21 protein-coding genes and 2 pseudogenes are annotated in these 25,556 nt (G+C 62.5%); 15 read left to right on the top strand and 8 right to left on the bottom strand.

Annotated elements, in window-relative coordinates; translation table 11 throughout:
* Positions 1 to 12: 12 nt before the first annotated feature.
* On the bottom strand, positions 13 to 1,371 hold the full coding sequence (locus RND78_RS02045) for a formimidoylglutamate deiminase (protein ID WP_312725610.1): 1,359 nt from the start codon (positions 1,369 to 1,371) through the stop codon (positions 13 to 15).
* A gap of 96 nt (positions 1,372 to 1,467) precedes the next feature.
* Here RND78_RS02045 and hutC point away from each other — a divergent pair, with 96 nt between their 5' ends.
* The 8 genes and pseudogenes from hutC to RND78_RS02005 all read left to right on the top strand — a co-directional run.
* A complete protein-coding gene (gene hutC / locus RND78_RS02040) occupies positions 1,468 to 2,208 on the top strand; it encodes a histidine utilization repressor (RefSeq protein ID WP_312725609.1) in 741 nt (246 codons plus the stop codon).
* Entirely contained in the window at positions 2,205 to 2,795 is a 591-nt protein-coding gene (locus RND78_RS02035) for a HutD family protein (RefSeq protein ID WP_312725607.1), read from the top strand. Before hutC ends, RND78_RS02035 begins: the two co-directional genes overlap by 4 nt.
* Before the next feature lie 282 nt (positions 2,796 to 3,077).
* A complete protein-coding gene (locus tag RND78_RS02030; RefSeq protein WP_312725606.1) occupies positions 3,078 to 3,917 on the top strand; it encodes a transporter substrate-binding domain-containing protein in 840 nt (279 codons plus the stop codon).
* A 60-nt stretch (positions 3,918 to 3,977) separates the two neighbouring features.
* Positions 3,978 to 4,700: an ABC transporter permease subunit gene (locus RND78_RS02025; RefSeq protein WP_312725605.1), complete on the top strand. Its 723-nt coding sequence runs from the start codon at positions 3,978 to 3,980 to the stop codon at positions 4,698 to 4,700.
* Between the two features lie 3 nt (positions 4,701 to 4,703).
* Positions 4,704 to 5,438, top strand: coding sequence for an ABC transporter permease subunit (locus RND78_RS02020; protein ID WP_312725604.1), 735 nt, complete (start codon positions 4,704 to 4,706; stop codon positions 5,436 to 5,438).
* A 19-nt stretch (positions 5,439 to 5,457) separates the two neighbouring features.
* Entirely contained in the window at positions 5,458 to 6,249 is a 792-nt protein-coding gene (locus RND78_RS02015) for an ATP-binding cassette domain-containing protein (RefSeq protein WP_312725603.1), read from the top strand.
* A gap of 5 nt (positions 6,250 to 6,254) precedes the next feature.
* Positions 6,255 to 7,769 carry a histidine ammonia-lyase gene (gene hutH, locus RND78_RS02010; RefSeq protein WP_312725789.1) on the top strand — a complete coding sequence of 505 codons (1,515 nt, stop codon included), beginning with the start codon at positions 6,255 to 6,257 and terminating at the stop codon, positions 7,767 to 7,769.
* Positions 7,770 to 7,889: 120 nt separating this feature from the next.
* Positions 7,890 to 8,725, top strand: a pseudogene (locus RND78_RS02005) (DEAD/DEAH box helicase); the annotation flags it as partial.
* Here the strand turns inward: RND78_RS02005 and RND78_RS28120 are convergent.
* From RND78_RS28120 to RND78_RS01975, 7 genes and pseudogenes are all read right to left on the bottom strand, one after another.
* The gene (locus tag RND78_RS28120; protein ID WP_409457009.1) at positions 8,722 to 9,450 is read right to left on the bottom strand and encodes a methyl-accepting chemotaxis protein; all 729 of its coding nucleotides are present in this window, start codon (positions 9,448 to 9,450) and stop codon (positions 8,722 to 8,724) included. The pseudogene RND78_RS02005 and the gene RND78_RS28120 overlap by 4 nt on opposite strands.
* Before the next feature lie 126 nt (positions 9,451 to 9,576).
* Positions 9,577 to 10,665, bottom strand: a pseudogene (locus RND78_RS28115) (cache domain-containing protein); the annotation flags it as partial.
* Between the two features lie 806 nt (positions 10,666 to 11,471).
* Entirely contained in the window at positions 11,472 to 12,560 is a 1,089-nt protein-coding gene (locus tag RND78_RS01995) for a GlxA family transcriptional regulator (RefSeq protein ID WP_312725601.1), read from the bottom strand.
* A 1,579-nt stretch (positions 12,561 to 14,139) separates the two neighbouring features.
* Positions 14,140 to 14,886: a gamma-glutamyl-gamma-aminobutyrate hydrolase family protein gene (locus tag RND78_RS01990; protein WP_312725600.1), complete on the bottom strand. Its 747-nt coding sequence runs from the start codon at positions 14,884 to 14,886 to the stop codon at positions 14,140 to 14,142.
* A gap of 45 nt (positions 14,887 to 14,931) precedes the next feature.
* On the bottom strand, positions 14,932 to 16,209 hold the full coding sequence (locus tag RND78_RS01985; protein ID WP_312725599.1) for an FAD-binding oxidoreductase: 1,278 nt from the start codon (positions 16,207 to 16,209) through the stop codon (positions 14,932 to 14,934).
* A gap of 55 nt (positions 16,210 to 16,264) precedes the next feature.
* Positions 16,265 to 17,758 (bottom strand): aldehyde dehydrogenase, encoded by a 1,494-nt coding sequence (locus RND78_RS01980; RefSeq protein WP_312725598.1) that lies wholly within the window; start codon positions 17,756 to 17,758, stop codon positions 16,265 to 16,267.
* A gap of 11 nt (positions 17,759 to 17,769) precedes the next feature.
* Positions 17,770 to 19,152 (bottom strand): glutamine synthetase family protein, encoded by a 1,383-nt coding sequence (locus tag RND78_RS01975; protein WP_312725597.1) that lies wholly within the window; start codon positions 19,150 to 19,152, stop codon positions 17,770 to 17,772.
* A 203-nt stretch (positions 19,153 to 19,355) separates the two neighbouring features.
* Here RND78_RS01975 and RND78_RS01970 point away from each other — a divergent pair, with 203 nt between their 5' ends.
* The 7 genes from RND78_RS01970 to RND78_RS01940 all read left to right on the top strand — a co-directional run bounded on the left by RND78_RS01970 (position 19,356) and on the right by RND78_RS01940 (position 25,325).
* Positions 19,356 to 20,243 carry a LysR family transcriptional regulator gene (locus RND78_RS01970; RefSeq protein ID WP_312725596.1) on the top strand — a complete coding sequence of 296 codons (888 nt, stop codon included), beginning with the start codon at positions 19,356 to 19,358 and terminating at the stop codon, positions 20,241 to 20,243.
* Positions 20,244 to 20,385: 142 nt separating this feature from the next.
* Positions 20,386 to 21,648, top strand: coding sequence for a serine hydrolase (locus RND78_RS01965; protein WP_312725595.1), 1,263 nt, complete (start codon positions 20,386 to 20,388; stop codon positions 21,646 to 21,648).
* Positions 21,649 to 21,864: 216 nt separating this feature from the next.
* Complete coding sequence (locus RND78_RS01960; RefSeq protein WP_312725593.1) at positions 21,865 to 22,032, top strand: hypothetical protein; 168 nt, start codon at positions 21,865 to 21,867, stop codon at positions 22,030 to 22,032.
* Positions 22,033 to 22,155: 123 nt separating this feature from the next.
* Positions 22,156 to 23,337 carry an MFS transporter gene (locus RND78_RS01955; protein ID WP_312725592.1) on the top strand — a complete coding sequence of 394 codons (1,182 nt, stop codon included), beginning with the start codon at positions 22,156 to 22,158 and terminating at the stop codon, positions 23,335 to 23,337.
* 168 nt (positions 23,338 to 23,505) lie between these two features.
* Positions 23,506 to 23,790: a hypothetical protein gene (locus RND78_RS01950; RefSeq protein WP_312725590.1), complete on the top strand. Its 285-nt coding sequence runs from the start codon at positions 23,506 to 23,508 to the stop codon at positions 23,788 to 23,790.
* Between the two features lie 341 nt (positions 23,791 to 24,131).
* Entirely contained in the window at positions 24,132 to 24,425 is a 294-nt protein-coding gene (locus RND78_RS01945) for a hypothetical protein (protein WP_312725589.1), read from the top strand.
* 156 nt (positions 24,426 to 24,581) lie between these two features.
* On the top strand, positions 24,582 to 25,325 hold the full coding sequence (locus RND78_RS01940) for a BPL-N domain-containing protein (RefSeq protein ID WP_312725588.1): 744 nt from the start codon (positions 24,582 to 24,584) through the stop codon (positions 25,323 to 25,325).
* Positions 25,326 to 25,556: the final 231 nt, after the last annotated feature.

Below are 25,556 nucleotides of genomic sequence, written 5' to 3'. Positions count from 1 at the left end.
GACCTCCTCCCCTCAAGCGAGCAGGGTTCGCAGTACCTGGGCGAACTCCTGGGAACTGGCCGCCTCGTCAGGGTGCCGCCCCTCCTGCACGACCCAACGTCCTCCTACCATCACGTCCCGTACCTGGCGATCGCCGCCGGCGAACAGCCAGCGATTGAGCACGGCCTCCGCAGGTGCGCTGGCCAGGTAAGGATCGGCCCCCTCCAGCACCACCCAGTCGGCACGCCGACCGGCCTCCAGCGCGCCGATCTCCTGGCCCAATGCCGCGGCGCCGCCCTGCAAAGCCTGCTCGAACAGATGGTGGCCCACATTGGGCTGGCGCGCACCGACCAGGCGGTTGCGCTGCTGATCGCGCAGGCGCTGGCCGTACTCCAGCCAACGCAGTTCCTCGACCGGACTGACACTCACATGGCTGTCCGAACCAATGCCGAAACGCCCACCCGCGGCGAGAAAGTCCGTCGCGGGAAAGATGCCATCGCCCAGATTGGCCTCGGTGGTCGGACACAGGCCGGCGATGGCCCGGCTCTGCGCCATCAGGGCGACTTCGTTGGGCCGGGCATGGGTGGCGTGGACCAGGCACCAGCGCTCATCCACCGCCACCTGGTCGTACAGCCACTCGATGGGCCGGCGCCCGCTCCAGGCCAGGCAATCGTCCACTTCCTTCTGCTGCTCGGCGATATGGATGTGCACCGGCCAGCGGGCATCCGTCGCCGCCAGTACCGTGGCGAGTTGCTCGCCGCTGACGGCGCGTAACGAGTGAAAGCACAGGCCCAGGCGCTGACGGTCATCCAGCACCGCCGCCAGGCGGGGCAGGAGCTCCAGGTAGCTGTCGGTGGTATGGAGGAAGCGCCGCTGACCCGGGGTCGGTGCCAGGGCACCAAAGCCGCTATAACTGTAAAGCACCGGTAGCAGGGTCAGGCCTATGCCCGCGCTGCGTGCCGCCTGGGCAATGCGTCCCCCCAGTTCGGCGGGATTGGCGTAGGGAGTGCCTTGAGCGTCGTGGTGCACGTAGTGGAATTCGGCAACGGCGGTGTAGCCGGCCTTGAGCATCTCGATATACAGCTGCCGCGCCACCACCTGCACCTGCTCCGGCTCGAGCCGGCCCACCAGGCGATACATCAGGTCGCGCCAGGTCCAGAAGCTGTCCTGGGTGGCACCCGCCACCTCCGCCAAGCCGGCCATGGCGCGTTGGAAGGCATGGGAATGCAGATTGGGCATACCCGGCAGCAGCGGGCCCTGCAGTCGCTCGGCGCCCTCTGCGGTGGCTCGCGGCTGGACGCTTCGCAGATAGCCTTGCGCATCCACCTCCAGGCGCACATCCGTCGCCCAACCCCCGGGTAACAGCGCCCTTTCCGCAAAAAAAGCCGGCATAATCGACCTCACACTAGCTATGTCTGACATGTATATACATATACAGACATAAACCGCTACGGTAAACTGCCGGATGTCTTTTCCAAGGGGTCTTTCATGCCTTCATCGCCGAACCCTGCACCTTTGCCCAAAACCGCTCCCGCACCTTTCTACGAGCAGGTCAAACAACTCATCCTGAGGCAAATCCATTCGGGCGCCTGGCCACCGCACCAGAAGATCCCGTCCGAAGCGGAATTGGTCGCACAACTGGGCTTCAGCCGCATGACCGTGCACCGGGCCCTGCGTGAACTCACCAGCGACGGTTTGTTGGTCAGGATGCAGGGGGTGGGCACCTTCGTCGCCGAACCCAAGGGCCAGGCCGCCCTCTTCGAGGTGCACAACATCGCCGACGAGATAGCCTCCCGCGGCCACCGGCACCGTCTCGAAGTCATCCGGATGCAGAGTGAAACGGCGAACGGCGAACGTTCCGTGGCGCTGGGCGTGCGCGAGGGCCAGCCGGTCTTCCATTCGCTGATCGTGCACTACGAAAACGACGTGCCGGTGCAAATAGAAGATCGCTACGTCAATCCGGCGGTAGCGCCCGAGTATCTCGACCAGGATTTCGGCAGCGAAACACCCTACGTCTACCTGAATCGCCTCGCGCCCTTGACCGAAGGCGAACATGTGGTCGAAGCCGTGCTCCCCTCCGCCGAAGAGCAGAAGTTACTGCATATTCCTGCCACGGAGCCGTGCCTGCTGATTCGGCGACGCACCTGGTCGGGACGCCGCGCCGTCACCAGCGCCAGGCTGCTGTATCCCGGCAGTCGCTATCGGCTGGAAGGGCATTTCGGCTCATGAGCCGGCTCGCTTTCCTCCCCGCGGCAGGGCACCGGCGCATGCCCTGGCGCAACGGCCTGGGCAGTACCCTCGAGATCGCGCGCGATACCGCCACCACGGCTACCGACTTCGGCTGGCGCGTGTCGCTGGCCGACGTGACGCAATCCGGAGCCTTTTCCCCTTTCGCCGGCATGAGGCGGATCATCAGTGTGATCGAGGGTACGGGGATGCGGCTTCACGTCGACGGTGAGATCACCGCGCCCCTGGGCTGCTGGCAGGCATTCGTTTTCTCCGGTGATGCCCAGGTCAGCTGCGAGCTGCTCGATGGCCCCATCCGTGACTTCAACCTGATCTATCGCGCTGATCGCTATGCAGCCGAACTCGACTGGGTAGCGATCGATGGCGCCTGGGAGCTGGATGATTCGCGAGCGCTGCTGCTGTTTTGCGCCGGGGGATCGCTGGAAGTCCGTCATGAGGGTACCCGCCTGGGACTCGAGCCACTGGATGCCCTACATGTCTCGCCAGGGCCATCGCCCACCAGGTTGACTATACAAGGCAAGGCCCAGCTTGGCGTGATCCGCCTGAACGCCCTGGCACTGCAACCTTGAAGCCCTGGGTCGTCCGCCGTGCGTTACCGAGCTGTTACCGAAAGTAGCCAGGAGAAGATCGGAGCCAGCGCCAGAGCGCCCTGGAATGGTGCGGGAAAAGAGAGGGCGCACCTTGATTGCGCTCGAGATGCTCTTCTATCGACCTCATCCCCCTTTCGAACCTGGACCAAAGCTGCAGCGAACCAACTGGCCCTACATTTGCTTATGCTTGTACATACATGTGTCGGTAACCGAAGATCCAGAGCTTCATCCAGACAGCGCCAAGGAGCAGAGATGGGAAAGATGCGAGGTTTGAATATGCTGGCGGCAGGCATGGCCCTGTTGCTGACCGGGGGACTGGTACAGGCCAAGGAATGGACCAGCGTGAAGATCGCCACCGAGGGCGCCTATGAGCCCTGGAACCTCACGCTGCCAGGCGGCAAGCTCGGCGGCTTCGAGATCGATCTGATGGACAAGCTCTGCCCGCAGATGCAGCTCAAGTGCACCTACGTCGTGCAGAACTGGGACGGCATGATCGCCAGTCTCAACGCCGGTAAGGTCGATGTGCTCATGGACGCCATCGTGGTGACCGACGAACGCAAGCAGGCCGTGGCCTTCTCTATCCCCTACGCCCGCACGCCGGCCAGCTTCGCCGCACTCAAGGCCGATCTGTTGCCCGGTGACACGGGTGCCAAGGGCGTACGGACCCTGAGCACCGTGCCGGCAGACATCGCGGCCGGGGTCGCCGACCTGCAGAAGGCCCTGGCCGGCAAGACCATCGGCATCGCCTCGGGCACCGTCTACACCGATTTCATCGACACCTATTTCGGCAAGATCGCCACGATCCGCGAATACACCACCTCCGCCGACGCGATACTGGACTTGACGGCCGGACGCATCGATGCGGTTTTCGATGACGTGACCTTCCTCAACTCCATCATGGCGCAGCCGGGCAACCAGCAGGTGGTGTTCACCGGGCCTGAGCTGGCCGGCCCCATCTGGGGCGAGGGTGAAGCCCTGGCGTTCCGTCACGGCGATCCCGAGCTCAAGGCCAAATTCGATGCCGCGCTCAAGGGGGCGATCGCCGATGGCACCGTCAAGCAGCTCAGCGAGAAATGGTTCAAGGTCGACCTGACGCCTTGATTTCGAGGCGAGGCGGCCCGTGCCGCCTCGCCATCCGTCACGTCACTGCAGGATTCCCGGATGAATGTCCTAGCACTTCTAGGGTTCGGTGAGCGGGGCTGGGGCGCCTCCCTGCTCGCAGCCATGGGCACCACGCTGCTGGTCACCCTGACCGCCTTGTTGATCGGCGCCCTGTTCGGGGCGCTGGTCGCCAGCGCCAAACTCTCCCGGCATCGCTCATTGCGGCTGCTGGGCGAGGCCTATTCGCTGCTGTTCCGTGGCGTACCGGAACTGTTGATCATCTACCTGTTCTTCTTCGGCGGCGCGACCCTGGTGACCGCCATTGGCTACTGGTTCGGTGGCGAGGGCTACATAGACCTGCCGCCCTTCTGGGTCGGCGCCCTCACCGTGGGCCTGATCTCCGGCTCCTACCAGGCCGAGGTCTATCGTGGCGCCTACCTGGCCATCGCGCCCGGTGAGATCGAGGCGGGTCAGGCGATCGGCATGTCGCGATCATTGCTGCTACGCCGCATCGTCATTCCCCTGGTGTGGCGCTTCGCCCTGCCTGGCCTTGGCAACGTCTGGCAGATGAGCCTCAAGGATTCCGCCCTGGTCTCGGTCATCGGCCTGGTAGAGCTGATGCGTGCCAGCCAGGTAGCCGCTGGCTCGACCCGCCAGTACTTCACCTTCTACATCATTGCCGGGATCGGCTACCTCCTGCTGACCGGCCTGTCGAGCCGCCTGTTTCATATCGCCGAAGCCCGGGTACGTCGTACCCAGCGCCCCCTGCATAGCGGAGCCTAGCGCATGCCTGATTTCGCCTTTCTCGCCTATGTCATGGGCCGACTGCTGACCGCGCTGCCCACCACCCTGGCGCTGTTCAGCCTCTCGCTGATCTGCGGCGTCGCCCTGGCGGTGCTGATCGTAGCGCTCAGGGTCAATCGCCGCCCCTGGGTGAGCCTGCCCGCGCGCGCCTACATAGCGCTGTTCCGGGGCACGCCGCTCCTGGTGCAGATGTTCCTCATCTACTACGGCCTGGGCCAGCTGAGCGTGATCCGGGACAGTTTCGCCTGGCCGCTGCTGCGCTCCCCCTTCGGCTGCGCGGTGCTGTCGCTGGCGCTGTGCACCGCGGCCTACACCGCCGAGATCATCCGTGGCGGCCTGCTGGCGGTCCCGCGCGGCCAGATCGAAGCCGCAATGGCGGTGGGCATGACCCGCTGGCAGGTACTGCGCACGGTCATAGCGCCCATCACCCTGCGCCAGGCACTGCCGGCCTACTCCACCGAAGCCATCCTGCTGGTCAAGTCCACGGCGCTGGCCAGCCTGGTGACGGTCTGGGACGTGACCGGCGTGGCCCAGCAGATCATCCAGCGTACCTATCGCACCATGGAAGTCTTCGTCTGCGCCGCGGCCATCTACCTGGTGCTCAACTTCCTGCTGGTACGCATCCTGGCCTGGCTGGAACGACTGCTGACGCCGCCCCGCCGGGTGCCGTCCGCCCAGGCCGCCGCCACCCTTGCCCAACCTTCCGCCGACCTATGATTCGCCCCTGGAGCCCGCTATGAGTCAACAAGCCGCGGCGACGCTCGTCGTCCAAGACATCCGCAAGGCCTTCGGCAGTCTGGAGGTGCTCAAGGGCATCTCGCTGGAGGCGCACCCGGGTGACGTGATCTCCATCCTGGGTGCCAGTGGATCGGGCAAGAGTACCTTCCTGCGCTGCATCAACCTGCTGGAAACGCCGGACCAGGGCAGCATCAGCCTGGAAGGCCAGACCATCGCCCTGCAGCGCGGCCGCGACGGCACGCTCAAGGCGAGCAACCAGCGCCAGGTCGAGTGGTTGCGTACCCGTCTGGGCATGGTGTTCCAGAGCTTCAACCTTTGGTCGCACCGCAGCGTGCTGCAAAACGTCATGGAAGGGCCGCTGCGGGTGCTCAAGCGCTCGCCAGCCGAATGCCGCGAGCAGGCCGAACGCCTCTTGCAGCGGGTCGGCCTCTACGAACGCAAGGACTACTACCCGGCCCATCTCTCCGGCGGTCAGCAACAGCGGGTCGCCATCGCCCGGGCCCTGGCCATGGAGCCCGGCGCGCTGCTGTTCGACGAGCCGACGTCGGCGCTGGACCCGGAGCTGGTGGGCGAAGTGCTCAAGGTGATGCGTTCGCTCGCCGACGAGGGCATGACGATGCTGGTGGTCACCCACGAGATGGGCTTTGCCCGCCACGTATCCAATCGGGTGGTGTTCATGCACCAGGGGCAGATCGATGCCCAGGGCACCCCGGAAGAGCTGTTCGAGCATTTGCCGAGCGAACGTTTCCGGCAGTTCGTGTCCAGCCATCAACTGCGGAGCGGTGAGTGATGCCCATGACCCAAGCCTCACCCCCCACCCTGGCTGCCGCTACCGTCATTCGCGGCAGCACCTCGCTGAGCTGGCAGGAAATCGTCGCGGTGGCGCGGGATGGCGCCCTGCTGGAGTTGACCGCAGACACCTGGCATCGCATCGATGAAGCGCGCGCTATCGTCCTGGGGATCGTGGCTCGAGGCGAACGCGCCTATGGCATCAGCACCGGCCTCGGCGCCCTGTGCAATGTGTTGCTCGAAGGACCGCAACTGGCCGAGTTGTCCCGCAATACGCTGCTCAGCCACGCCTGCGGGATCGGCGAGCCGCTCAGCGACGAGCAGACCCGCGCCATCATCTGCGTGGCCATCAACAACTACGCCCATGGCTATTCGGGCATCAGCCGCGAGGTCGTCGAGGCTCTCCTGGCGCTGCTCAATCTAGGTATCACGCCCCTGGTCCCTCGCGATGGTTCGGTGGGCTATCTCACGCATATGGCCCATGTGGGCGTGGCCTTGCTGGGTTACGGCGAAGTCCGCTGGGGCGGACGCATCCTCAGCGCCAGCGACGCCCTGCAGACGGCCCAGCTGCCGCCGCTGGCGCTGGGCGCCAAGGATGGCCTGAGCCTGGTCAATGGCACCCCCTGCATGACCGGCCTGAGCTGCCTGGCGTTGGCGGACGCCCACAACCTGGTGGAATGGGCCGACTGCATCGCGGCCATGAGCTTCGAGGCCCTCGGCGGCCAACTCGATGCCTTCGACGAACAGGTACTGGCGCTCAAACCTCATCCGGGCATGCAGCAGGTCGGTGCCAACCTGCGCGCCCAGCTGGCGAACAGCGAGGTGCTGGCCAGCTTCCAAGGCGTGCGCACCCAGGATGCCTTGAGTATCCGCTCGATTCCCCAGGTGCATGGTGCCTGTCGCGATCAACTCCGGCATGCCGCGCAGCAGATCGATCTCGAATTGGCCGGTGCCACCGACAATCCGCTGGTGCTGGGCACGCCGGAGGACTACCGGGTGGTCTCCCAGGCCAATCCGCATGGCGAGTCCGTGGCCATGGCGGCCGACCTGCTGGCCATCGCCCTGGTCGAGTTGGGCGGTATCGCCGAACGGCGCCTCGATCGCCTGGTCAACCCCTTGGTGAGCGGTCTGCCGCCGTTCCTGGTCGCTCATCCCGGGGTCAATTCGGGGATGATGATCGCCCAGTACGTGGCAGCCTCCCACGCCGGGGAAAATCGCCAGTTGGCGCAGCCCGCCGTCGTGGACAACTTCGTCACCTCGGCGCTACAGGAAGACCACCTGAGCATGGGCACTGGCGCCGCGCTCAAACTTCTACGGGTGATCGAGAACAGCACGCGCATCCTGGCCATCGAGTATCTGCTGGCCGCGCAAGCATTCGAGTTTCTCAAGGCACGGCGTTTCGGAGAAGGCACCGCGGTCACCTGGCAGCGGCTACGCGCCGTGGTACCGCCCTACGAACAGGATCGTTGGTTGGCGCCCGATATCGCCAAGGCTGTCGAGGTTTTGCGCGGGAAAGCATGAGCAAACCTCAGGCGCGGCCGACATCTCGGCGACTGCCTACAACCTGCTCACATATGCCGCCAAGTAATCGCATGCCAATCCGCATGCCACCGGCGCAACCGCCGGTATCTCTTTGGCACGGCACCTCCGGCCCTGTCATTCATGCGCAACCACGGGCTGGTCATGGACATCTACATCGAGCTCGACAGCCAATCGCACAGGTAAGAAGCTCTCGGTACGAAAGGTGAAGGCCCCAGGCTTCGGTCCCAAAGGCATCCGCCTTTACGTCCTGCCCTTCACAGTGTTCCTCAAGCTTAAGGACATCGGCGGCAATGTGCTGCCAACGTACGCGGAGGAGTTCGTCAACCTCCCAATAGAGGCACATCAGGACGCCACCTATCGGCAGCTGGCCAGCAAACTGACTACGGAGCTCTGCAAGGCCCTGGCACGGCGAGACACTACCCTACTTGGGGTTGTACTCAACGTGCTGATGGTCTGGCCGGACCGCTGTTTCCGGCCGGAGGTGGTGAAGCACCCTCGGATCCGGGGCACCTTGGTCAGGGTCGAGGCCATTTTCGACGCAGGCCAGGTCAGCCCCAGGGAGGCGCTGATCGAGCAGTGCCGTCAGGAGAGGGCGTTGGGCCGCAAGGTGCTGGCCTACACCGTCTACAGCGGCACCCGAGACACGACCAGTCGACTCAAGCGCTTGCTCAAGCAGACGGGCCTCAAGGTGGCGGTACTGCGTGCTTCGGTAGATACGGCCCGGCGCGAGGATTGGATCCTCGACCAGGTCGACCGCGATGTCGACGTACTGATCACCAACCCTGAGCTGGTGAAGACCAGGCTGGATCTGCTGGACCTCCCGTCAATCGTCTTCCTACAGACGAACTACAAGGTTTACACCCTGCTGCAGGCCGCGCGACGGTCGTTGGTGGATCGTACAAAAGCAGGCGGTACAGGTGCTGTTCTTCGGCTATGCCTTAAAGCGACGGACCAAACCGTCAAGCTCACCGGAGAGTTGCGCTAGACGTAAGGAGTCTCGAGTCGTTGACTTGGCCAATCCTTCTACCTGCTGCGCGTCGTCGTGCACCTGGGCGATATGGCGATTGATGTCCTCAGCCACTTGGTGTTGCTCCTCTGCCGCGGCAGCGATCTGCAGGGCTTGGTCGCGGATTTCGTCCACCGACTGGCGAATGCCTTCGAAACTGCCACGAGCTTCGCTGATGGACGCCACGCTAGTCTGGGACAATTCCAGGCTAGTCGCGATCTGACGAGTGACCTCCTGTGTCTTGCGCGCGAGGTTGCCAAGCAGGCTGTCGATCTCACCGGTAGAGTCGGCAGTGCGCTTAGCCAACGCACGGACTTCGTCAGCTACCACCGCGAAGCCACGACCTTGTTCCCCGGCCCGCGCAGCTTCAATGGCTGCGTTAAGCGCTAGCAGGTTGGTTTGATCGGCGATGCCGCGGATGGTGTGGAGAATGGTGTTGATATTCTGGCTGTCCTGCTCCAGCACTGCCATGGCCTGAGCAGACTGCGCCAGACTGCCGCTGAGATTGTTGACGTTACCAGTAGCGCGTTCAATTTGGCCGTAACCTTCCTGTACCCGATGATGGCTTGCGTCAGCAGAGGCAGCTGCCCGGCTACAGGAATGCGCCACTTCGTTAGATGTAGCGACCATCTCGTTGAAAGCAGTGGAGACCATCTCCACTGCTTCGCGCTGGCGACCGGCCACCTCATTCATGCTCGCCGCCGCTTCGGTAGTGGTCTGCGAGGCCTGTTGCAGGTCTGTGGAGGCTTGGCCGATGCGCTGCACCAGTTGGCGGATGCTGGCAAGGAACTGGTTGAAGTAGCCTGCCAAGGTGGCGGTTTCGTCGCGACCCTGCACGTTCAGGCTCTTGGTCAGGTCCCCTTCGCCCTTGGCGATGGATTCGAGACCCTCAGAGACACCACGGATCGGCCGCACGATCATGCCGGCAAAGGCCGCGCCGAGCACGGCGAAGAGAAGCGCTAGCACGGCGGTGATGCCCGCAATCTGCCAGGTCAGGGCCGTGGCCTTGGCCATAACCTCGCTGCGCTCGATCAGGCCGATGAATTTCCAGCCCAGGTCCTTGGCCTGATAGACATTGACCATATAGTCGATGCCATTGAGATTGACCTCACCCAGGCCGCTCTGGATGCCGCTTAGGGACTGGTAGGCATCGCCCAGCTCCTTGAGCTGCTTGAAGTTGTGCTTGGGATCGTGGGGGTCGACCAGCACGTTGCCATTGTCTTCCACCAACATGAGGTAGCCACTCTTACCCAAGGTAATGCTCTTGACCAGGTCGGTGAGCTGCTTCAGCGAGATGTCCAGGCTGACCACGCCACGGACCTTGCCGCTGGCGTCTTCAATAGTACGTACGACGCCCATCAGGGCAACGTCGTCTTGGGCCCAGTAGTAAGCCGGGGTGCGGACCACCTTGCCCGGATTGGCCATGGCAGTCTGGTACCAGGGGCGTACGCGCGGATCGTAGTTGAACAGGTTGGCGTCGTCCGGCCAGCTAATGTAGCCACCATCGGCCAGGCCAACCGAAAGGTAGGCGGTGGTGGGATGGGACTTGGCAAAACGGTTGAAATAGCTGAGCGCCTGGCGACCGGCTTCCGGCTGCGGCAACTTAGCAGCATCGGCGCCGCTGTAATTCTTCAGGCCTTCGAGGGAGAAGATAGTCGGCTCCTTGGCAAGGAAATCGACGTTCTGCTGGACGCCAGCAAAGAACTGCTGAATATTGCGATCAATCTGAAGGATTTCACGGCCACTGTTCTCTACAAACTCGCTGGTGGCTTGGCTGCGTACATTCGTGATAACTACGGCCGCTGCTAACAGAATCGGTAAGCAGGCAGTCAGAGCAAAAAGAGATGTCAACTTTTGTTTGATGTTCATGAGCCGCTCACTAGTTAAGTGCGAAAAATCACGGAGGCAATACGAATCACTGAGTCAATACGCCTAGTCCATGCATCGGCGGGAAAATCCAAGGCTTGAGCACTTCGGCAAAATAATTCCATTTACTCTGAATGCAAACTATTTTTCTAGATTAGTCACGAATGGACCTGGGCACCTAGTTGCATATGTTAACGAATAATTTTCAATCCTAAGCCACCAGACTGCTGAATGGCGCAGATCGTTGGAAAAATGTCGTTTTCAGGATACGCATAAATCTAATCTAGAGAGCATGTCCGAATTGAGGAATTTAAAATTCAACGGCTGAGAGTTTTTTCGTCGTTTCTTGCTCCACTTAGCCGACATGGGGCTGCTCGCTCTGCTAAATGCACACTCTTCGCTAGCGGCCATAAGAGCTCGTCCAAAATAGCTCCGTGATCCGAGGTGACTGCAAACCTTCTTGCTCATTCAGCTGCACCAGGACGGACATGTCGTGAATAGCCTCATGTCGATTAGCGAAAAACAAAGCCGGCCTGAAATGGAGAGTACTTTAGTAGTGATGGCTGGAGCACTTCAGCGAAACAGCACCTCAAGTCCAGCCCACAGCGCACTCAAACAGCCGCAGCAATGCTCACTAATTATTCTAGACAAAAAATCAGTCAATCTCGCAGCGAGCCTGACACGGTTCGCCTTGAAAGTAGCGAAATTTGTAGCCCGGCAGCGCTGCTTGGTTCGGCCAATAGTCAATAAAAATTAATCATAATTAGTTAACGCTTCAGTTAGCGCCTAAAATTGATTTGATAGCGAAACTAGAGTCTAACACTGGCGTAGCTAGACTCGCCTTCTGCTAGCTCCAACGCTAGAGAGACAGGCGTTAGTGAAAACTGCTGCGCCAATGACTTGGGGGTGACGGGTGATTGAAAATTCGTTCCGAGACGTTCGTCGCGTGGCGGCATTCCGTAGTATTCCCGGTAGCACTTAGAGAAATGCGGGGTGGAAACGAAGCCGCACACTGAGGCCACCTCGATGATCGATAGGGTGGTCTGCTTGAGTAGCTGCCGGGCGCGGATTAGGCGTAATTTGAGATAGTAGCGCGAAGGCGAGCATTGCAGGTATTTCTGGAATAGACGCTCTAGCTGGCGCTGAGAGACTTTCACATAGAACGCCAGTTCTTTTAGGTCGATGGGCTCTTCGAGATTGGCCTCCATAAGCGTCACGATTTCCTGCAGCTTGGGCTGATTGGTACCCAGCATGTGCTTGAGGGGGATGCGTTGGTGATCCTGCTCGTTGCGGATGCGTTCGTAGATGAACATCTCCGAGATCGCCGCGGACAGTTCGCGGCCATGCTCGCGACCGATCAGGTGCAGCATCATATCCATCGGCGCCGTGCCACCCGAGGCTGTACAGCGATTGCGATCGATGGTGAACAAGCGGTTACTGAGCACGACGCGCGGACAGGCTTCTTGCAACGCTGCCAAGGTTTCCCAATGCACGCTGCATTCGTAACCGTCGAGCAGACCCGCGCGGGCCAGAGCCCAGCTGCCAGTACAGACCGCGCCCAGCTTACGCTCCTGACGCGCCTGGCTCTGCAGCCAGGTGCAGTGATCGCGCGACACGCTGTGCTGGATGCCCACGCCGCCACAAACGATCACCATATCCATCACCGGGGCGGCGCTCATGGCGCTGTCCGAGGTGATCTGCAGGCCATCGCTCGCCCGCACTGGTCGACCGTCCAGGCTGAGGGTGCACCAGCGATACAGTTCCCGCCCCGAAAGCTGGTTGGCCATTCGTAGCGGTTCCACGATGGAAGCCAAAGAGATCAGTGTGAAATTGTCCAGCAGCAGAAAGCCGATGGATTGGCAAAGGTGGGGATGAACTGACGATTTACCAAACGACACGACAATGTACCCCTTCACGCAGGCTATGGGCCCTCTAGCGAGGCCCTAACAACAGTCCGCAGATGTGCGATAGGTAAACACATATACCGGAGTGAAAAATCGCATCGCAATTTTCGTACCCGCAAGGGCGGGCATGACTAGAACTGAGCGGCCTATATTGGGAATCGCAGATCGTATTTGAAGACAGAGCTGGCCGGATTTGTTTTTAGCTATTAAGGAATGACACCAACAATTTAGATCGGAGGCCGCTTCTAAAAATTTTAACCTATAACAATAAATAATGCCCACCGCATCGCCGAGTGAGGTATTCGAAAAAAGGCCAAAATGACTTTTATTGTTACGCCATGCCTCTGAGTTTAAATTGGCTCACAGGATCGAAAGAAAAATTTTTAGGGTATCCGATACACGCAACAGACCTAACAGTTACTGAGGTGCCATCTCATACGGGCTGGTTACGATTGAGAGCACCAAGATCTAAGTTTATGCATCACCTATTATATTGAGTTTATCCGGCGCGACATCGTAAATGCTAGCTCTAGGGTCTCAGTTAGAAGCAGTTGGTAGACTTCCAGTAGTGGTCTCGCATCTGCATCTACATCTGCGGTAATAGCGTCTTCGACCTCCCGCAAATTGTCTTTCAAAACCTGACAAAGCATCATCAAATTCTCTTGGGATGCGTACACTAACTGTTTCTGTAGAGTCTCTAGACCGCCCACTTTCAGGCCTCCGTTACTGTGCGCAGCCTTCATTAATTGCCTGCCAATCATTCTCGAGACTCGTCATCTAATTAGTCATAAATCGTTTACTTCTGCAATCAGCTCACAAGAAATCAAAACTGTTTCGCAAATCAATAGCAGCCAAATCTTCAAATGGCTTTTGTAAAACTACAGGGTGGTAATATTACATATCTCATTTGAGTGACCCCAGCGTCAACTGCAATGCTTTCGAACGTCTTATACGGCACGCCGAGCCCAGAAACTATATTTTCTCGCATACAGATTTCAGCAAATATATCCTCTCGTACGGCACACACAGCTAAATAGTAAAAAACTTTTAACCTATTGTGACGCCAGTAGTTTATCTGAAATCTAGGCATGTCATTCAGGCGCTCATCGACAGTTATATTGTTATTGTTTATTTTTATTGAAAGTACTTCGAATGCGTTATGCGGCATGGTCTACAATCGACGCCTACCATCTGGTATGCGCCATTTCTTGCAAAAGCGACCCTTTACGATTCTAAAACGACGCTACGCAAATTATGCTTGCTATTAAATTGATTGACTGATGTCCGACCTGTGGTTGTGTCGTTCGCAATCTACTCCGTACCCACTCATCATTCTCTGGCTTGCCTAACCAAACGAATTTTGTCTGACTATATCGCAGCGAAGGCACCGTTTTAGATAGGCGGATTACAACTTCCTGAGCGGCCGCTCGCCCACCAGTACCGCGGCGATCCCGGCCAGCAGTTGCAATGGCGGCCTGGACGCGGGTGATCCGCTCGCCCGTGCTCGCCACCACATCTTTCGCCTAGAGGCGGTGAACTCCGTGTTGCATGCTGACCTCGTGGCACTGCGGGCCTAACGCGACGCGGCGTAACGCTGGCAGGCATCCCGGAACGCGTTCAACAGCGTCAGGGATTCGGGCGTGTCGCGGAAATTCCACTCGGGATGCCACTGCACGCCGACGACGAAACCCGCCGCATCCGGTACGGATACCGCCTCCACCAGGCCATCCGGCGCCACCGCCTCGATGCGCAGCGAGCTGGCCAGGCGGTCGATCCCCTGGCTGTGCAGCGAATTCACCTGGAAGCTCGAAGGCAGGCCGAGGCGCTCGAAGACCCCGCCCGGCGTCACCTGGACGGGATGCTGCGGCGCATATTGCTCGGCCAGCAGCTCGCTCTGGATTTCCCGGTGGTCGGCGTAGCCGGGCAGCTCCTGCACGCGCTGGTGCAAGCTGCCACCGAGGGCCACGTTGAGTTCCTGGAAGCCGCGGCAGATGCAGAACACCGGCACGCCCCGGTCGATCGCCAGGCGCAGCAGCGGCAGGGTGTAGGCATCGCGCGCGGCATCGTGATGGGTGCCGGCCAGGCTGGCCGGTCCCTGGTAGTGACGGGGCTCGACATTGGACGGCGAGCCGGTGAACAGCAGGCCATCGAGGTGCTCCAGCAACGCCTGCGGATCGCTCGGCACGCTGCGCGCCGGCAGCACCACGGGCAAGCCGGCATGGGCGGCGGCCTCGACGTACTTGTCGCCGACGGTATGGGAATCGTATTTGCCGAGCATCTGCCGGCAAGCGGTCACGCCGATCAGGGGCTTAGGGGACATGGTCTTCCTCCAGAGGGTCGGCCCACACGCGGCGGGCGGACGCGGTCAGATACCCAGGCGATCACGCAACTGGTAGTAGGTCGCGCCGAGCGCGGTGAGGGGGACGCGCAGCAGCCGCCCGCCCGGGAAGGGATAGTGCGGCAGGCTGGCGAAGGCATCGAAGCGCTCGGCCTGGCCACGCAGGGCCTCGGCCAGCACCTTGCCCGCCAGGTGGGTGTAGGTGATGCCGTGGCCGCTGCAGCCCTGGGAGTAGTAGATGTTGTCGCCCAGGCGACCGACCTGCGGCAGGCGCGACAGGGTCAGCAGGAAGTTGCCGGTCCAGGAGAAGTCGATCTTCACGTCCTTGAGCTGCGGGAAGGTCTGCAGCATCTTCGGCCGGATGATGGCCTCGATGTCCGCCGGGTCGCGGGCACCGTAGACCACCCCACCGCCGTAGATCAGCCGCCGATCGGCGCTGAGGCGGAAGTAGTCGAGCAGGTAGTTGCAGTCCTCCACGCAGTAGTCCTGGGGCAGCAGGCTGCGCGCCAGCTCCTCCGACAACGGCTCGGTGGTGAGCACCTGGCTGCCGCAGGGCATGGACTTGGCCGCCAGTTCCGGCACCAGGCCACCCAGGTAGGCGTTGCCGGCGACCACGACGAAGCGCGCCTTCACCCGGCCATTGGCCGTGTGCACCACGGGATGCGCCCCGCGCTCGATACGAATCGCCGCACTCTGCTCGTGGATGCGACCGCCGAGGGAAGCGACCGCCGCCGCTTCGCCCAGGGCCAGGTTGAGCGAGTGGAAGTGCCCCCCGCTCAGGTCCAGCAGGCCACCGATGTAGCGCTCGCTGCCCACCACCGCGCGGATACCGCGCTCGTCGAGCAATTGCAGCTGGGTATGGCCGTAGCGCTCCCAGAGCCGTTGCTGGGCCTCCAGATGGCCCATCTGCTTGCCGGTCAAGGCCGCGAAGACGCCGCCATCCTTGAGGTCGCACTGGATGCTGTAGCGGGCGATGCAGTCACGGATGATGCGACCGCCCTCGAAGGCCATCTCGCCCAGCAACTGCGCCTGCCTGGCCGGCAGTTGCCGCTCGATGACGTCGATGTCGCGACTGTAGCTGTTGACGATCTGGCCACCGTTGCGCCCCGAGGCGCCGAAACCGATCCGCGCCGCTTCCAGCACCGTCACGCTGAAGCCGTGCTCCAGCAGGAACAACGCGGTGGACAGCCCGGTGTAGCCGGCACCGATGACGCAGACGTCACTCTCGACGCTACCTTGCAGCGCCGGGTATGAGGTGTGGAGATTGCGCGAGGCCGCGTAGTAGCTGCCGACATGTTGCTGCATGATGAAATTCCTCTACCTGCGATCCCGGCACTGGCGCCGGCAACGCTGCCCCGGATCAGAGCTTGATCCAGGTCGCCTTGAGTTCGGTGTACTTGTCGAAGGCATGAAGCGACTTGTCGCGCCCGTTGCCGGACTGCTTGAAGCCGCCGAAGGGCGCCGTCATGTCGCCGCCATCGTACTGGTTGACCCAGACGCTGCCGGCGCGCAAGGCCCGGGCCACGCGATGGGCACGGGACAGATCGCGGGTCCAGACCGCCGCCGCCAAGCCATAGGGCGTATCGTTGGCGATGCGCACGGCCTCCTCCTCGCTGTCGAATTCGATCACCGCCAATACCGGCCCGAAGATCTCCTCCCGGGCGATGCGCATGGCGTTGTCCACGCCGGCGAAGACAGTCGGGGTGACGTAGCTGCCACCGGTCTCGGCCAGGGCCCGTTCGCCCCCGCTCACCAGGCGCGCGCCCTCGGCGCGGCCCGCCTCGATGTAGCCGAGCACGGTACGCAGATGGCCTTCGTCCACCAGGGCGCCGACCCGGGTCGCGGGGTCCAGCGCATGGCCGGGCGTCCAGCCGCGCAGGGCCGCCACTACCAGCTCGAGAAAGCGTTCCTTGATCGAGTGCTCGACCAGCAACCGCGAGCCGGCGACGCAGACCTCACCCTGGTTGAAGGCGATGGCCGCCGCGGCCGCTTCGGCGGCGGCCGCCAGGTCCGGGGCGTCGGCGAAGACGATGTTGGGGCTCTTGCCGCCCGCCTCCAGCCAGACCCGCTTCATGTTGGATTCGCCGGCATGGATCAGCAGTTGCTTGGCGATGCGGGTGGAGCCGGTGAACACCAGGGTATCGACGTCCGGATGCAGCGCCAGCGCCTGGCCGACGGTATGGCCGTAACCGGGCAGCACGTTGAACACCCCGGCGGGAATGCCGGCCTGCAGCGCCAGGCCGGCGATGCGGATGGCGGTCAGCGGCGACTTCTCAGACGGCTTGAGGATCACCGAGTTGCCGGTGGCCAGAGCCGGACCGAGCTTCCAGCAGGCCATCAACAGCGGGAAATTCCAGGGCACGATGGCGGCCACCACGCCCACGGGTTCGCGCGTCACCAGGCCGAGCTGGTCGCGCGGCGTGGGGGCCACCTCGTCGTAGACCTTGTCGATGGCCTCGGCGCTCCAGCGGATGGCATTGGCCGCCCCGGGGACATCGATGCCCAGCGAGTCGCTGATCGGCTTGCCCATGTCCAGGGTTTCCAGCAAGGCCAGCTCTTCGGCGTTGGCCAGCAGCAAGTCGGCGAAGGCGATGAGCACCCGCTTGCGCTGCGCCGGCGCCAGGTGCGCCCAGTCGCCCCGCACGAAGCTGGCACGCGCGGCCTGTACCGCCACCTCGGCATCAGCAGCCATGCAACTGACCACCTTGGCCAGGTACCGGCCATCCACCGGACTCAGGTCGTCGAAGGTCTCGCCGTCCAGGGCGTCACGATAGCTACCGTCGATGAAGGCGCGGGCCTCCAGGGTCAAGCTCTGGTAGCGCTGCTCCCAGTCCTGTCGCGTCAACTGCTTCATGGACACACTCCTTAGACGGTATGCAGGTACCAGTTGTATTCGAGATCGGAGATGGTGGTTTCGAACTCCTCCAGCTCGGCTTCCTTGCAGGCGACGAAGATGTCGATGTATTCCGGACTGATGTACTGGTTCATCACCGGGCTATCGTCCAGCTCGCGCAGGGCGTCGCGCAGGTTGTTCGGCAGGCTCTGTTCCAGCTGTTCGTAGGAGTTGCCGCTGACCGGCGCACCGGGGTCCAGCTGCTGGGTCAGGCCGTGGTGGATGCCCGCGAGGATCGAGGCCAGCATCAGATAGGGATTGGCGTCGGCGCCGGCCACCCGGTGCTCGATGCGAATGGCCTCGCTGTTACCGGTCGGCACGCGCACCGCCACCGTGCGGTTGTCCAGGCCCCAGCTCGGCGCGTTCGGCACATAGAACTGGGCGCCGAAACGCCGGTAGGAGTTGACGTTCGGACAGAGGAAGGCCATCGACGCCGGCAGGGTTTCGAGGATACCCGCGATGGCGTGGCGCAGCGGCGCGTGCTGCTCCGGATCGTCGGTGGCGAAGATGTTCTGCCCGGTCTGTTTGTCCAGCAGCGAGATGTGCACGTGCAGGCCATTGCCGGCCTGACCGGGATAGGGCTTGGCCATGAAGGTGGAATCCATCTCATGGTCGTAGGCGATGTTCTTGATCAGCCGCTTGAGCAGCACCGCATAGTCGCAGGCCTTGATGGCGTCCTCGACGTGGTGCAGGTTGACCTCGAACTGCGCCGGCGCGCTCTCCTTGACGATGGCGTCGGCGGGCAACCCCTGCTCCTTGGCGCCTTCGAGCATGTCCTGCAGGCAGTCCACGTACTCGTCCAGGTCGTCGATCAGATAGACCTGGGTGGACACCGGGCGCTTGCCGGAGATGGGCGAACGCGGCGGCTGCGGGCGGCCGTTCACGTTCTCCTGGTCGATCAGATAGAACTCCAGTTCGAAGGCGGCGCAGATGGTCAGGCCCAGGTCGTCGAACTTCTTCACCACCCGCCGCAGCACCTCGCGCGGATCGGCGAAGAACGGCGAGCCGTCCAGCTCGTGCATGGTCATCAGCAGTTGCGCGGTCGGGCGCTTCTGCCACGGTTCGGGACTCAGGGTGCCGGGGATGGGAAAGCAGGTGCGGTCGGCATCGCCGATGTGTAGCCCCAGGCCGGTGCTCTCCACCGTGGAGCCGTTGATGTCCAGGGCGAACAGCGAGGCCGGCAGGTTGATACCGCGCTCGTAGACCTTGGACAGGCTGGCCCGCTCGACGCGCTTGCCCCGGACCACGCCGTTCATGTCGGTGATCAACAGATCGACGTACTGGATATCGGGGTGCTCCTTGAGAAAGCCGTTGGCTTCGGTGAGCTGGACGACACGGGGGGATAGCGAATTCATGGAGAGGCATCCTTGACGCTGCTCCGCTGTATCGGCGGGGCCGGGGCGGGTCGGCAGCGTTGCTGTGAGTGGTGGTTCCTAAGGACGCCGACCTCGCCTGGCGAAGCCCGCCCTTCCACCTGATTGCCTTGGATAGGCCTGCCCAGTATAAGTTGGCATACGCGCAACCAATATTGGCAAAACAGCAAAGAAAGAATGCACGAATGCAATATCAGATCAGCCACGCCGACCTCAAGCTGGTCCTGGCCCTGGTGCGTGGCAGGACCCTGGCCAGGGCCGCCGAGCAGTTGCAGGTGGATGTCTCCACGGTCTTTCGCGCCATCCGCAAGCTCGAAGCCAACCTGCACGTGGCTCTCTTCGACAAGAATCGCCGCGGCTATACCCCGACCCAGAGCGCCAAGGCCCTGGCCGAACAGGCCGAGCGTGCCGAACAGGCGCTGGAAGCGGCGCGGATCGCCCTCGCCCATGGCGAGAACGTCATCAGCGGCACCGTCCGCCTGACCTGTACCGATGCGGTCCTGCGCAGCCTGCTGCTGCCCGGTCTCGCCGAACTCATGCCGCGCTATCCCGCGGTAGCCCTGGAAGTCGCCACCTCCAACACCTTCGCCAGCCTGAGCCGGCGGGATGCGGACATCGCCATACGATTGTCGAATGCCCCGCCCGAGCACCTGGTCGGGCGCCGGCTCGGCCGCAGTTCCTATTTCGTCTGTGGCCAGGAGCGCTATCGCCCCGGCTACGCGCAAGCGGCCACCGAGTTGCCCTGGATCGCCCCCGATGACTCCCTGGCGGATCACGTCTCCGTCACCTGGCTCAGGCAGGCCTACCCCAGCCTCACCCCTCGCTACCGCTGCAGCAGCATGTCCTCGGTGGGCGGACTGGTGGGCGCCGGTCTCGGCGTGGCGGCGCTGCCCGACTTCATGATCAGCAGCCTGGAGGGCGTCGAGCGCCTGAGCGCGGCGCTGGATGGCTGCGAAACCGACATCTGGCTACTGACCCGCCCGGACAACCTGTCGCTGCGTTCCGTGCAGATCCTCTTCGACCAGCTGGCGGAGCTGCTCAGGGCGCGCATAGCGGATGTCGGTCAGGCGTGAGCCGTCCCTGCTGAGTCCTCGACGAGTCGCAGCGGTGCCGGCGGGTATTCTTATCGATAAAATATTTTATTGACTAAAATTTTTTACAGAGTTAAAAATTTCCCGTGCCTGTTGCTGCAGGTCCCTTTCCAGGAAAAAGCAAATGACCCAGATTCTCGACCGTTCCCTGGCTTCCCGATCCCTGGAAGTCAGAGAGCTGTACGACCAGCAAGAGCAAGAGCCCAGACTGATGCAGGGCTTTCCTGCGGAGCCGGAACGACGTGTGACCTGGGCCAACTGGATGTCGCCCCCCTTCAATCGCTGGGGTTTCCGCAACCTGGCACGCCTGCGTCCCACCATCGAGGTCGCCGCCGGGTCGCGGCCCGGCTTGGTGCTGGAACAGGCGCCGGTAGCGCTCGAAGAGCTGAGATTCGAGAGCATCTGTGGCCGTACCGTCAGCGCCCTCGACCACCTGCGCGCCAGCAAGACCGACGGCTTCCTGGTGTTGCACAGGGGGCACGTGGTGTACGAGCGCTACTTCAATGGCCAGGTCGCCAGTGACCGCCACATCATGTTCTCGGTCACCAAGTCCTTGATCGGCGTGCTCGGCGAGCAGCTGGTCCAGCAGGGCGTGCTCGATCCCCGGGCACAGACCCAGCACTACGTGCCGGAACTGGCCGGCAGCGCCTTTGGCGACGCCACCGTGCGCCAGCTGTTCGACATGGCCGTCGGCGTTCACTACAGCGAGGTCTACGACGACCCCACCTCGGAAAGCTCTCAGTACGGCTATGCCTGCGGATTCAAGCCGGCACCGACCGACTACGCCCAGTATGAATCGCTGTACCAGTACCTGCCGTCGCTGCGCAAACGCTGCGCGCACGGCGACCTGTTCCACTACGTGACGGCCACCACCGAGGTACTGGCCTGGGTGATGGAGCGCGCCAGCGGCGAGTCCTGCGCCGAGCGCTTGCAGGCGGTGTGGCAGCAATTGGGTTGCGAGCGCGACGGCTACTTCATGGCCGATCCCTGGGGCCGCAGTGTCGCCGGTGCGGGGTTCAACGCCACGCTGCGCGACATGGGTCGCTTCGGCCTGATGCTGGCCCATGGCGGTCAGGTCGAGGGCCGCCAGGTCATCGACAAGGCGGCGATCGAAGCCATCGCGGCCGGCGCGGACCCGGCCATCTACGGCGTCTGCAAGGACTTCTCCGAGTGGACGCCGGGCGCCTCCTACCGCAGCCAGTGGTACGTCTTCAACGATCACCGCCCGGCCATCATGGCCAGCGGCATCCATGGCCAGTACCTGTTCGTCGATGCCAAGGCCGACGTGGTGATCGTCAAGCAATCCTCACTGCCCACGGCGGTTACCGAGCTGGATATAGACACCGTGCGCCTGTTGCGGGCCATCACCGCCCACCTGCACGGCTGATCCGATAACTACAAGATTCAAGAGCGTCGGTGCGCCGGCGCTCCTGCCTGCTATGTCAGGTATTTCGGTAGGCGCTTTAGCCACCGTTCACTGCCCTGTAATAAAAAAAGCAAACAGGAGCTGCATATGTACATGTCCACGCGCGTTCCCGACGCGCTGCCCGCACCCGGGTGCCCGCTGGCGGGTCTTGGATTCGGGCGCGCGCGCCTCACAGGCATGTCCCGCCTGACGTTCGGCGCCGCCCGCCACGGCGAGAGCGCCGGCATCCGGCGTGGCCACCAGGCGTTGCCCCCCACGCTCGGCTTTTCCGTCGAGTCCCCGCCCAACGTGACCACCAGTCTGCTCGCCGGCGATTCGCCGGTCGGCCATCACCCGAGCAGGTGATCCCTGCCGTCGATCAGGCCGTCCCTCCTGGCTACGCATTCGCCTGATCGGCAGCCGTTTGTCGCCACTCATGAACCTCACTGAAGCGGTAGGCCCCCGTGGCCGAGCCGGCGGGTAACGACCATGAACATCGCCAATCAGAACCTAGTACGAGCCGCGTGCATCCTCATCGCCGCGGCCTCGATCCTCGTCATCGGCGTGCAACCGATCTTCATCGGACTGCTGACCGATCGCCTGGGCCTGACCCTGGCCCAGCAGAGCTGGACCATGTCCGCCGAAATGTGTGGCTCCATCGTCGGCATCCTGTTGTACCTGCCGATGATCCGCTATCTCGGTCCACGCGCCATTACCCTGAGCAGCGCCCTGTTACTGCTGTTCGCCAACGCCGCGACCGCCAGCGTCACCCAGCTCGGCCCGCTGCTGGTGCTGCGCGGCCTCTCCGGCCTCAGCTCGGGCATACTCTATTCCTACGCCATCTATTGGCTGGGCCGCATGAGCGGGCAGGATCGCTCCTTCGGCATCCTGTTGCTCGTGCAAAATGCCCTGTTCTCCAGTAACGCGGTGATTCTGCCGATGATGGCGGAGTGGCAGGGCTTCTCGGGGGCGATCTACTACCTGACGGCCTGGTTCGTGCTGGTGTGCTGCCTGTGCTTCTGCCTACCGGTCAAGCACCGCGAGGAACGCCAGCCCGTCGCCAACGAACCGCAGCCATCCGGGCTTTCCGGGCTCTCACTGGTCGGCGTCGGCTCGCTGCTCGGCATGCTGTTCATGCAACTGTCGATCTACTCGCTGTGGGGCTTCGTCGAAGGCATCGGCAGCGACGCGGGCGTGACACCGGTGAACATCGGCTGGGCGATCAGCATCGGGCTGCTCGGCGGGCTGCCCGGGGCAGCCCTACCCAGCGTGGCGGGTCGGCATCTGGGCCGCGCGCCGATGATCCTCACCGGTTCGCTGGCGGTGCTCGGTGCCATCTATATGCTGGCTACGCGCATCCACTCGGCCTCGGACCTGATGATCGCGGTATTCCTGATGAACTTCGGCTGGAACCTGGCCTTGTCCTACTACATGTCCGCGGTGGTGGCGAACGATCCAACCGGGCGCCTGACCAAGCTGGTCGGCATGGTGCAGGTCGCCTCGGCGGCCGCGGCCCCGACCTTGCTGAGCCTGCTCATCGAAGGCAACGACCGCCACAGCCTCTTCGTCCTATCCTCGGGCGCCATCCTGGTGGGCTGCGGACTGGTGCTCAGCATGCTGGCCTTCGAGCGACGCAAGCTGCCCGGCAAGCCCTTGGACTGTACGGCCTGAGCACGCAGGTCGCACCAGTAAGCCCGCGCAAGGACGACAGGCCTACCCTGCCCTCAGCCAAACCACTCGCTGCACATCGGCTCGCCATGACTGGCGGCCCGCTCCCGGTCTTGGCCGTCCTGCCCGCGGGCTGCTCCCCGGCCCCGCCCCAGGGGGCTACCCGCACCTGTGCCGGAGCGCTACCCCGTCGCTACGACCAGCCGATCTCAGCGCCGCGGCCAGCCGCGTCCGCGAGCGGACGCAGGGTGGCGCGGGCGCCTCGCCAACGGCCGGGAACAGTCCGGCCTGCAGCTCACTAACCGCTACGGCGTCGAACTCGGCGCCAGTGTCCAGCTGGATCTCCTTGGCCGCCTGCGTGATGCCGCCGCTCGCAGCCTCGAGCGGGCCAAGGGGCGCTACCTGCGGGGGCTGGACAACTACCTATCCCTGCTGGACAGCCAGCGCAGTCCCTAGGCAGCGGACAATGCCTTGATCGAAACCCGCCTGCTACTGATGGACTCCCGGGTGGAAGTGTCTCGAGACCTCGGCGGCGAGTGGCGTCCTGCATCTCAACAGGACGTTTCAGCTGCGACCTGGACATCCCGGAAGTCGTGAGGTGAATGGCTGCCGACGCTCGCTGATGGCGGCTCCCTCATCTGCGAGGAGCGGCCATCGAGAAGTCGATACCTGGCGCCGCTGATATCAGGGGTTTGAATTGCACTATTCGCACATAACAACTTTCAGCAATAAAAAGTCATATCAATAAAAAGCAGCGACTTCTTAACAAACATTTACACGTACTCATAGAGTTTTACATGCACAGCATCCTGAACGAATACCCTAGGAAGCTCAGACCGACTACGTCTGATTGCTCACCCAAAGAGGAGCTTGCCTTGAGGCTCGCCATCAAGCGCATCGGTCTTATCGTCATGTTATTAGGGATAGCGGCTTTATTCATCGGCTGGTTCATCGACCCCACCCTCTCCTTGAATGATGGCGTACGACTGATCTCGATACAGCAAGAGCTTCTGCAAACGGACCTCTTTCTGTGGGGCACCATATTGTTCGGCCTGGGATTGAATGGCTACTTGCTCCATACCGACCTTTAACACCGGGTAGTAAATCATCAGCGTTATCGCCTTAGCAGAAAACGGCATGCCAGGCTTCAGACACGCCGGCAAGGACGGGAAAGTCCGACCGCGCCCAATAGCAAGATAATTATCCCTCTCAATTCACTCGACATCTGCCTGTCACGGTATTCGTCCATGCGTTTTCCTGGAATCGCGCTGATCTTGATCGTTTCCCTGGCTGTGACGGTGATCCTCTCACTCGACATCGATAGGCCCGACATCATCCGTATCGCCGTCTATCGCGGCCCTGCCGCCTGTGAGGGCTGCGCCGAAGCGGTGAAAGAGGCCATAGAGCGCCTCGACCCTGCCTACCGGGTCGACTTCCTCGGCCCCCATGAACATCGCGATGTCTCCAGCTCGGCCCTTGCGCAGTACGACGCCTATGTCCAGCCCGGCGGCGGACAGGATATCCCGGCGGCGCTGAACAGCCTGGGCGAACAGAGAAGCGCGGCGATACGCGCCTACGTTGCCAAGGGCGGTCAGTATCTCGGCATTTGCATGGGCGCCTACCTGGCCGATGCGGCCAATCTCGGCCTGATCGATACGGAACTGGACTCCGAGGTAGGCCGCCCCGGCTTTCCCGTCACCACCATCGAGGACAGCTCGGTACCGGTGCGGTGGGGAGGCCTGGCGGACCGGGTGTTCTTTCAAGACGGCCCCTACTTTCCGCGCAGTACGGGCAATGGCTTTCGTCTGATAGCCAGCTATGGCAACGGTGACATCGCCGCTGCGCGCTATCGTTTCGGCGCTGGCGTCGTGGTCCTGAGCGGCCCCCATCCCGAAGCGGACGCCTCCTGGTTCCAGGACGCTGGAATCCCCGAGAACCTGCAACCGCGGCATGACCTGTTCAGGATCGTCTTCGAAGCCCTCGATTCCTAATCGGCCAGACCATCAGTGCCCGCCCCTGGCTCCGCCACGACAGCGGAGCCAGGAACGAACCGCCTTAGAGCCTGTTCATAATCTCGCGAGCTAGAGCCAAACGAGGCGCAACGACCATCGGGAGTAACAGCCAACGGCTGGCCCGAAGGGTGAGCGCTGGCGAATCAAATGGCTGAGGAAGCGGATCGGACCCGCGCTCGGGTTTACGAGTGGTAAATGAGCATTCCGACG

The organism is Pseudomonas oryzihabitans, assembly GCF_032027545.1.
GTDB classification, from domain to species: domain Bacteria; phylum Pseudomonadota; class Gammaproteobacteria; order Pseudomonadales; family Pseudomonadaceae; genus Chryseomonas; species Chryseomonas oryzihabitans_F.
Note: the sequence above shows the minus strand (reverse complement) of the source record. Positions and strands in the feature narration are given on the sequence as shown.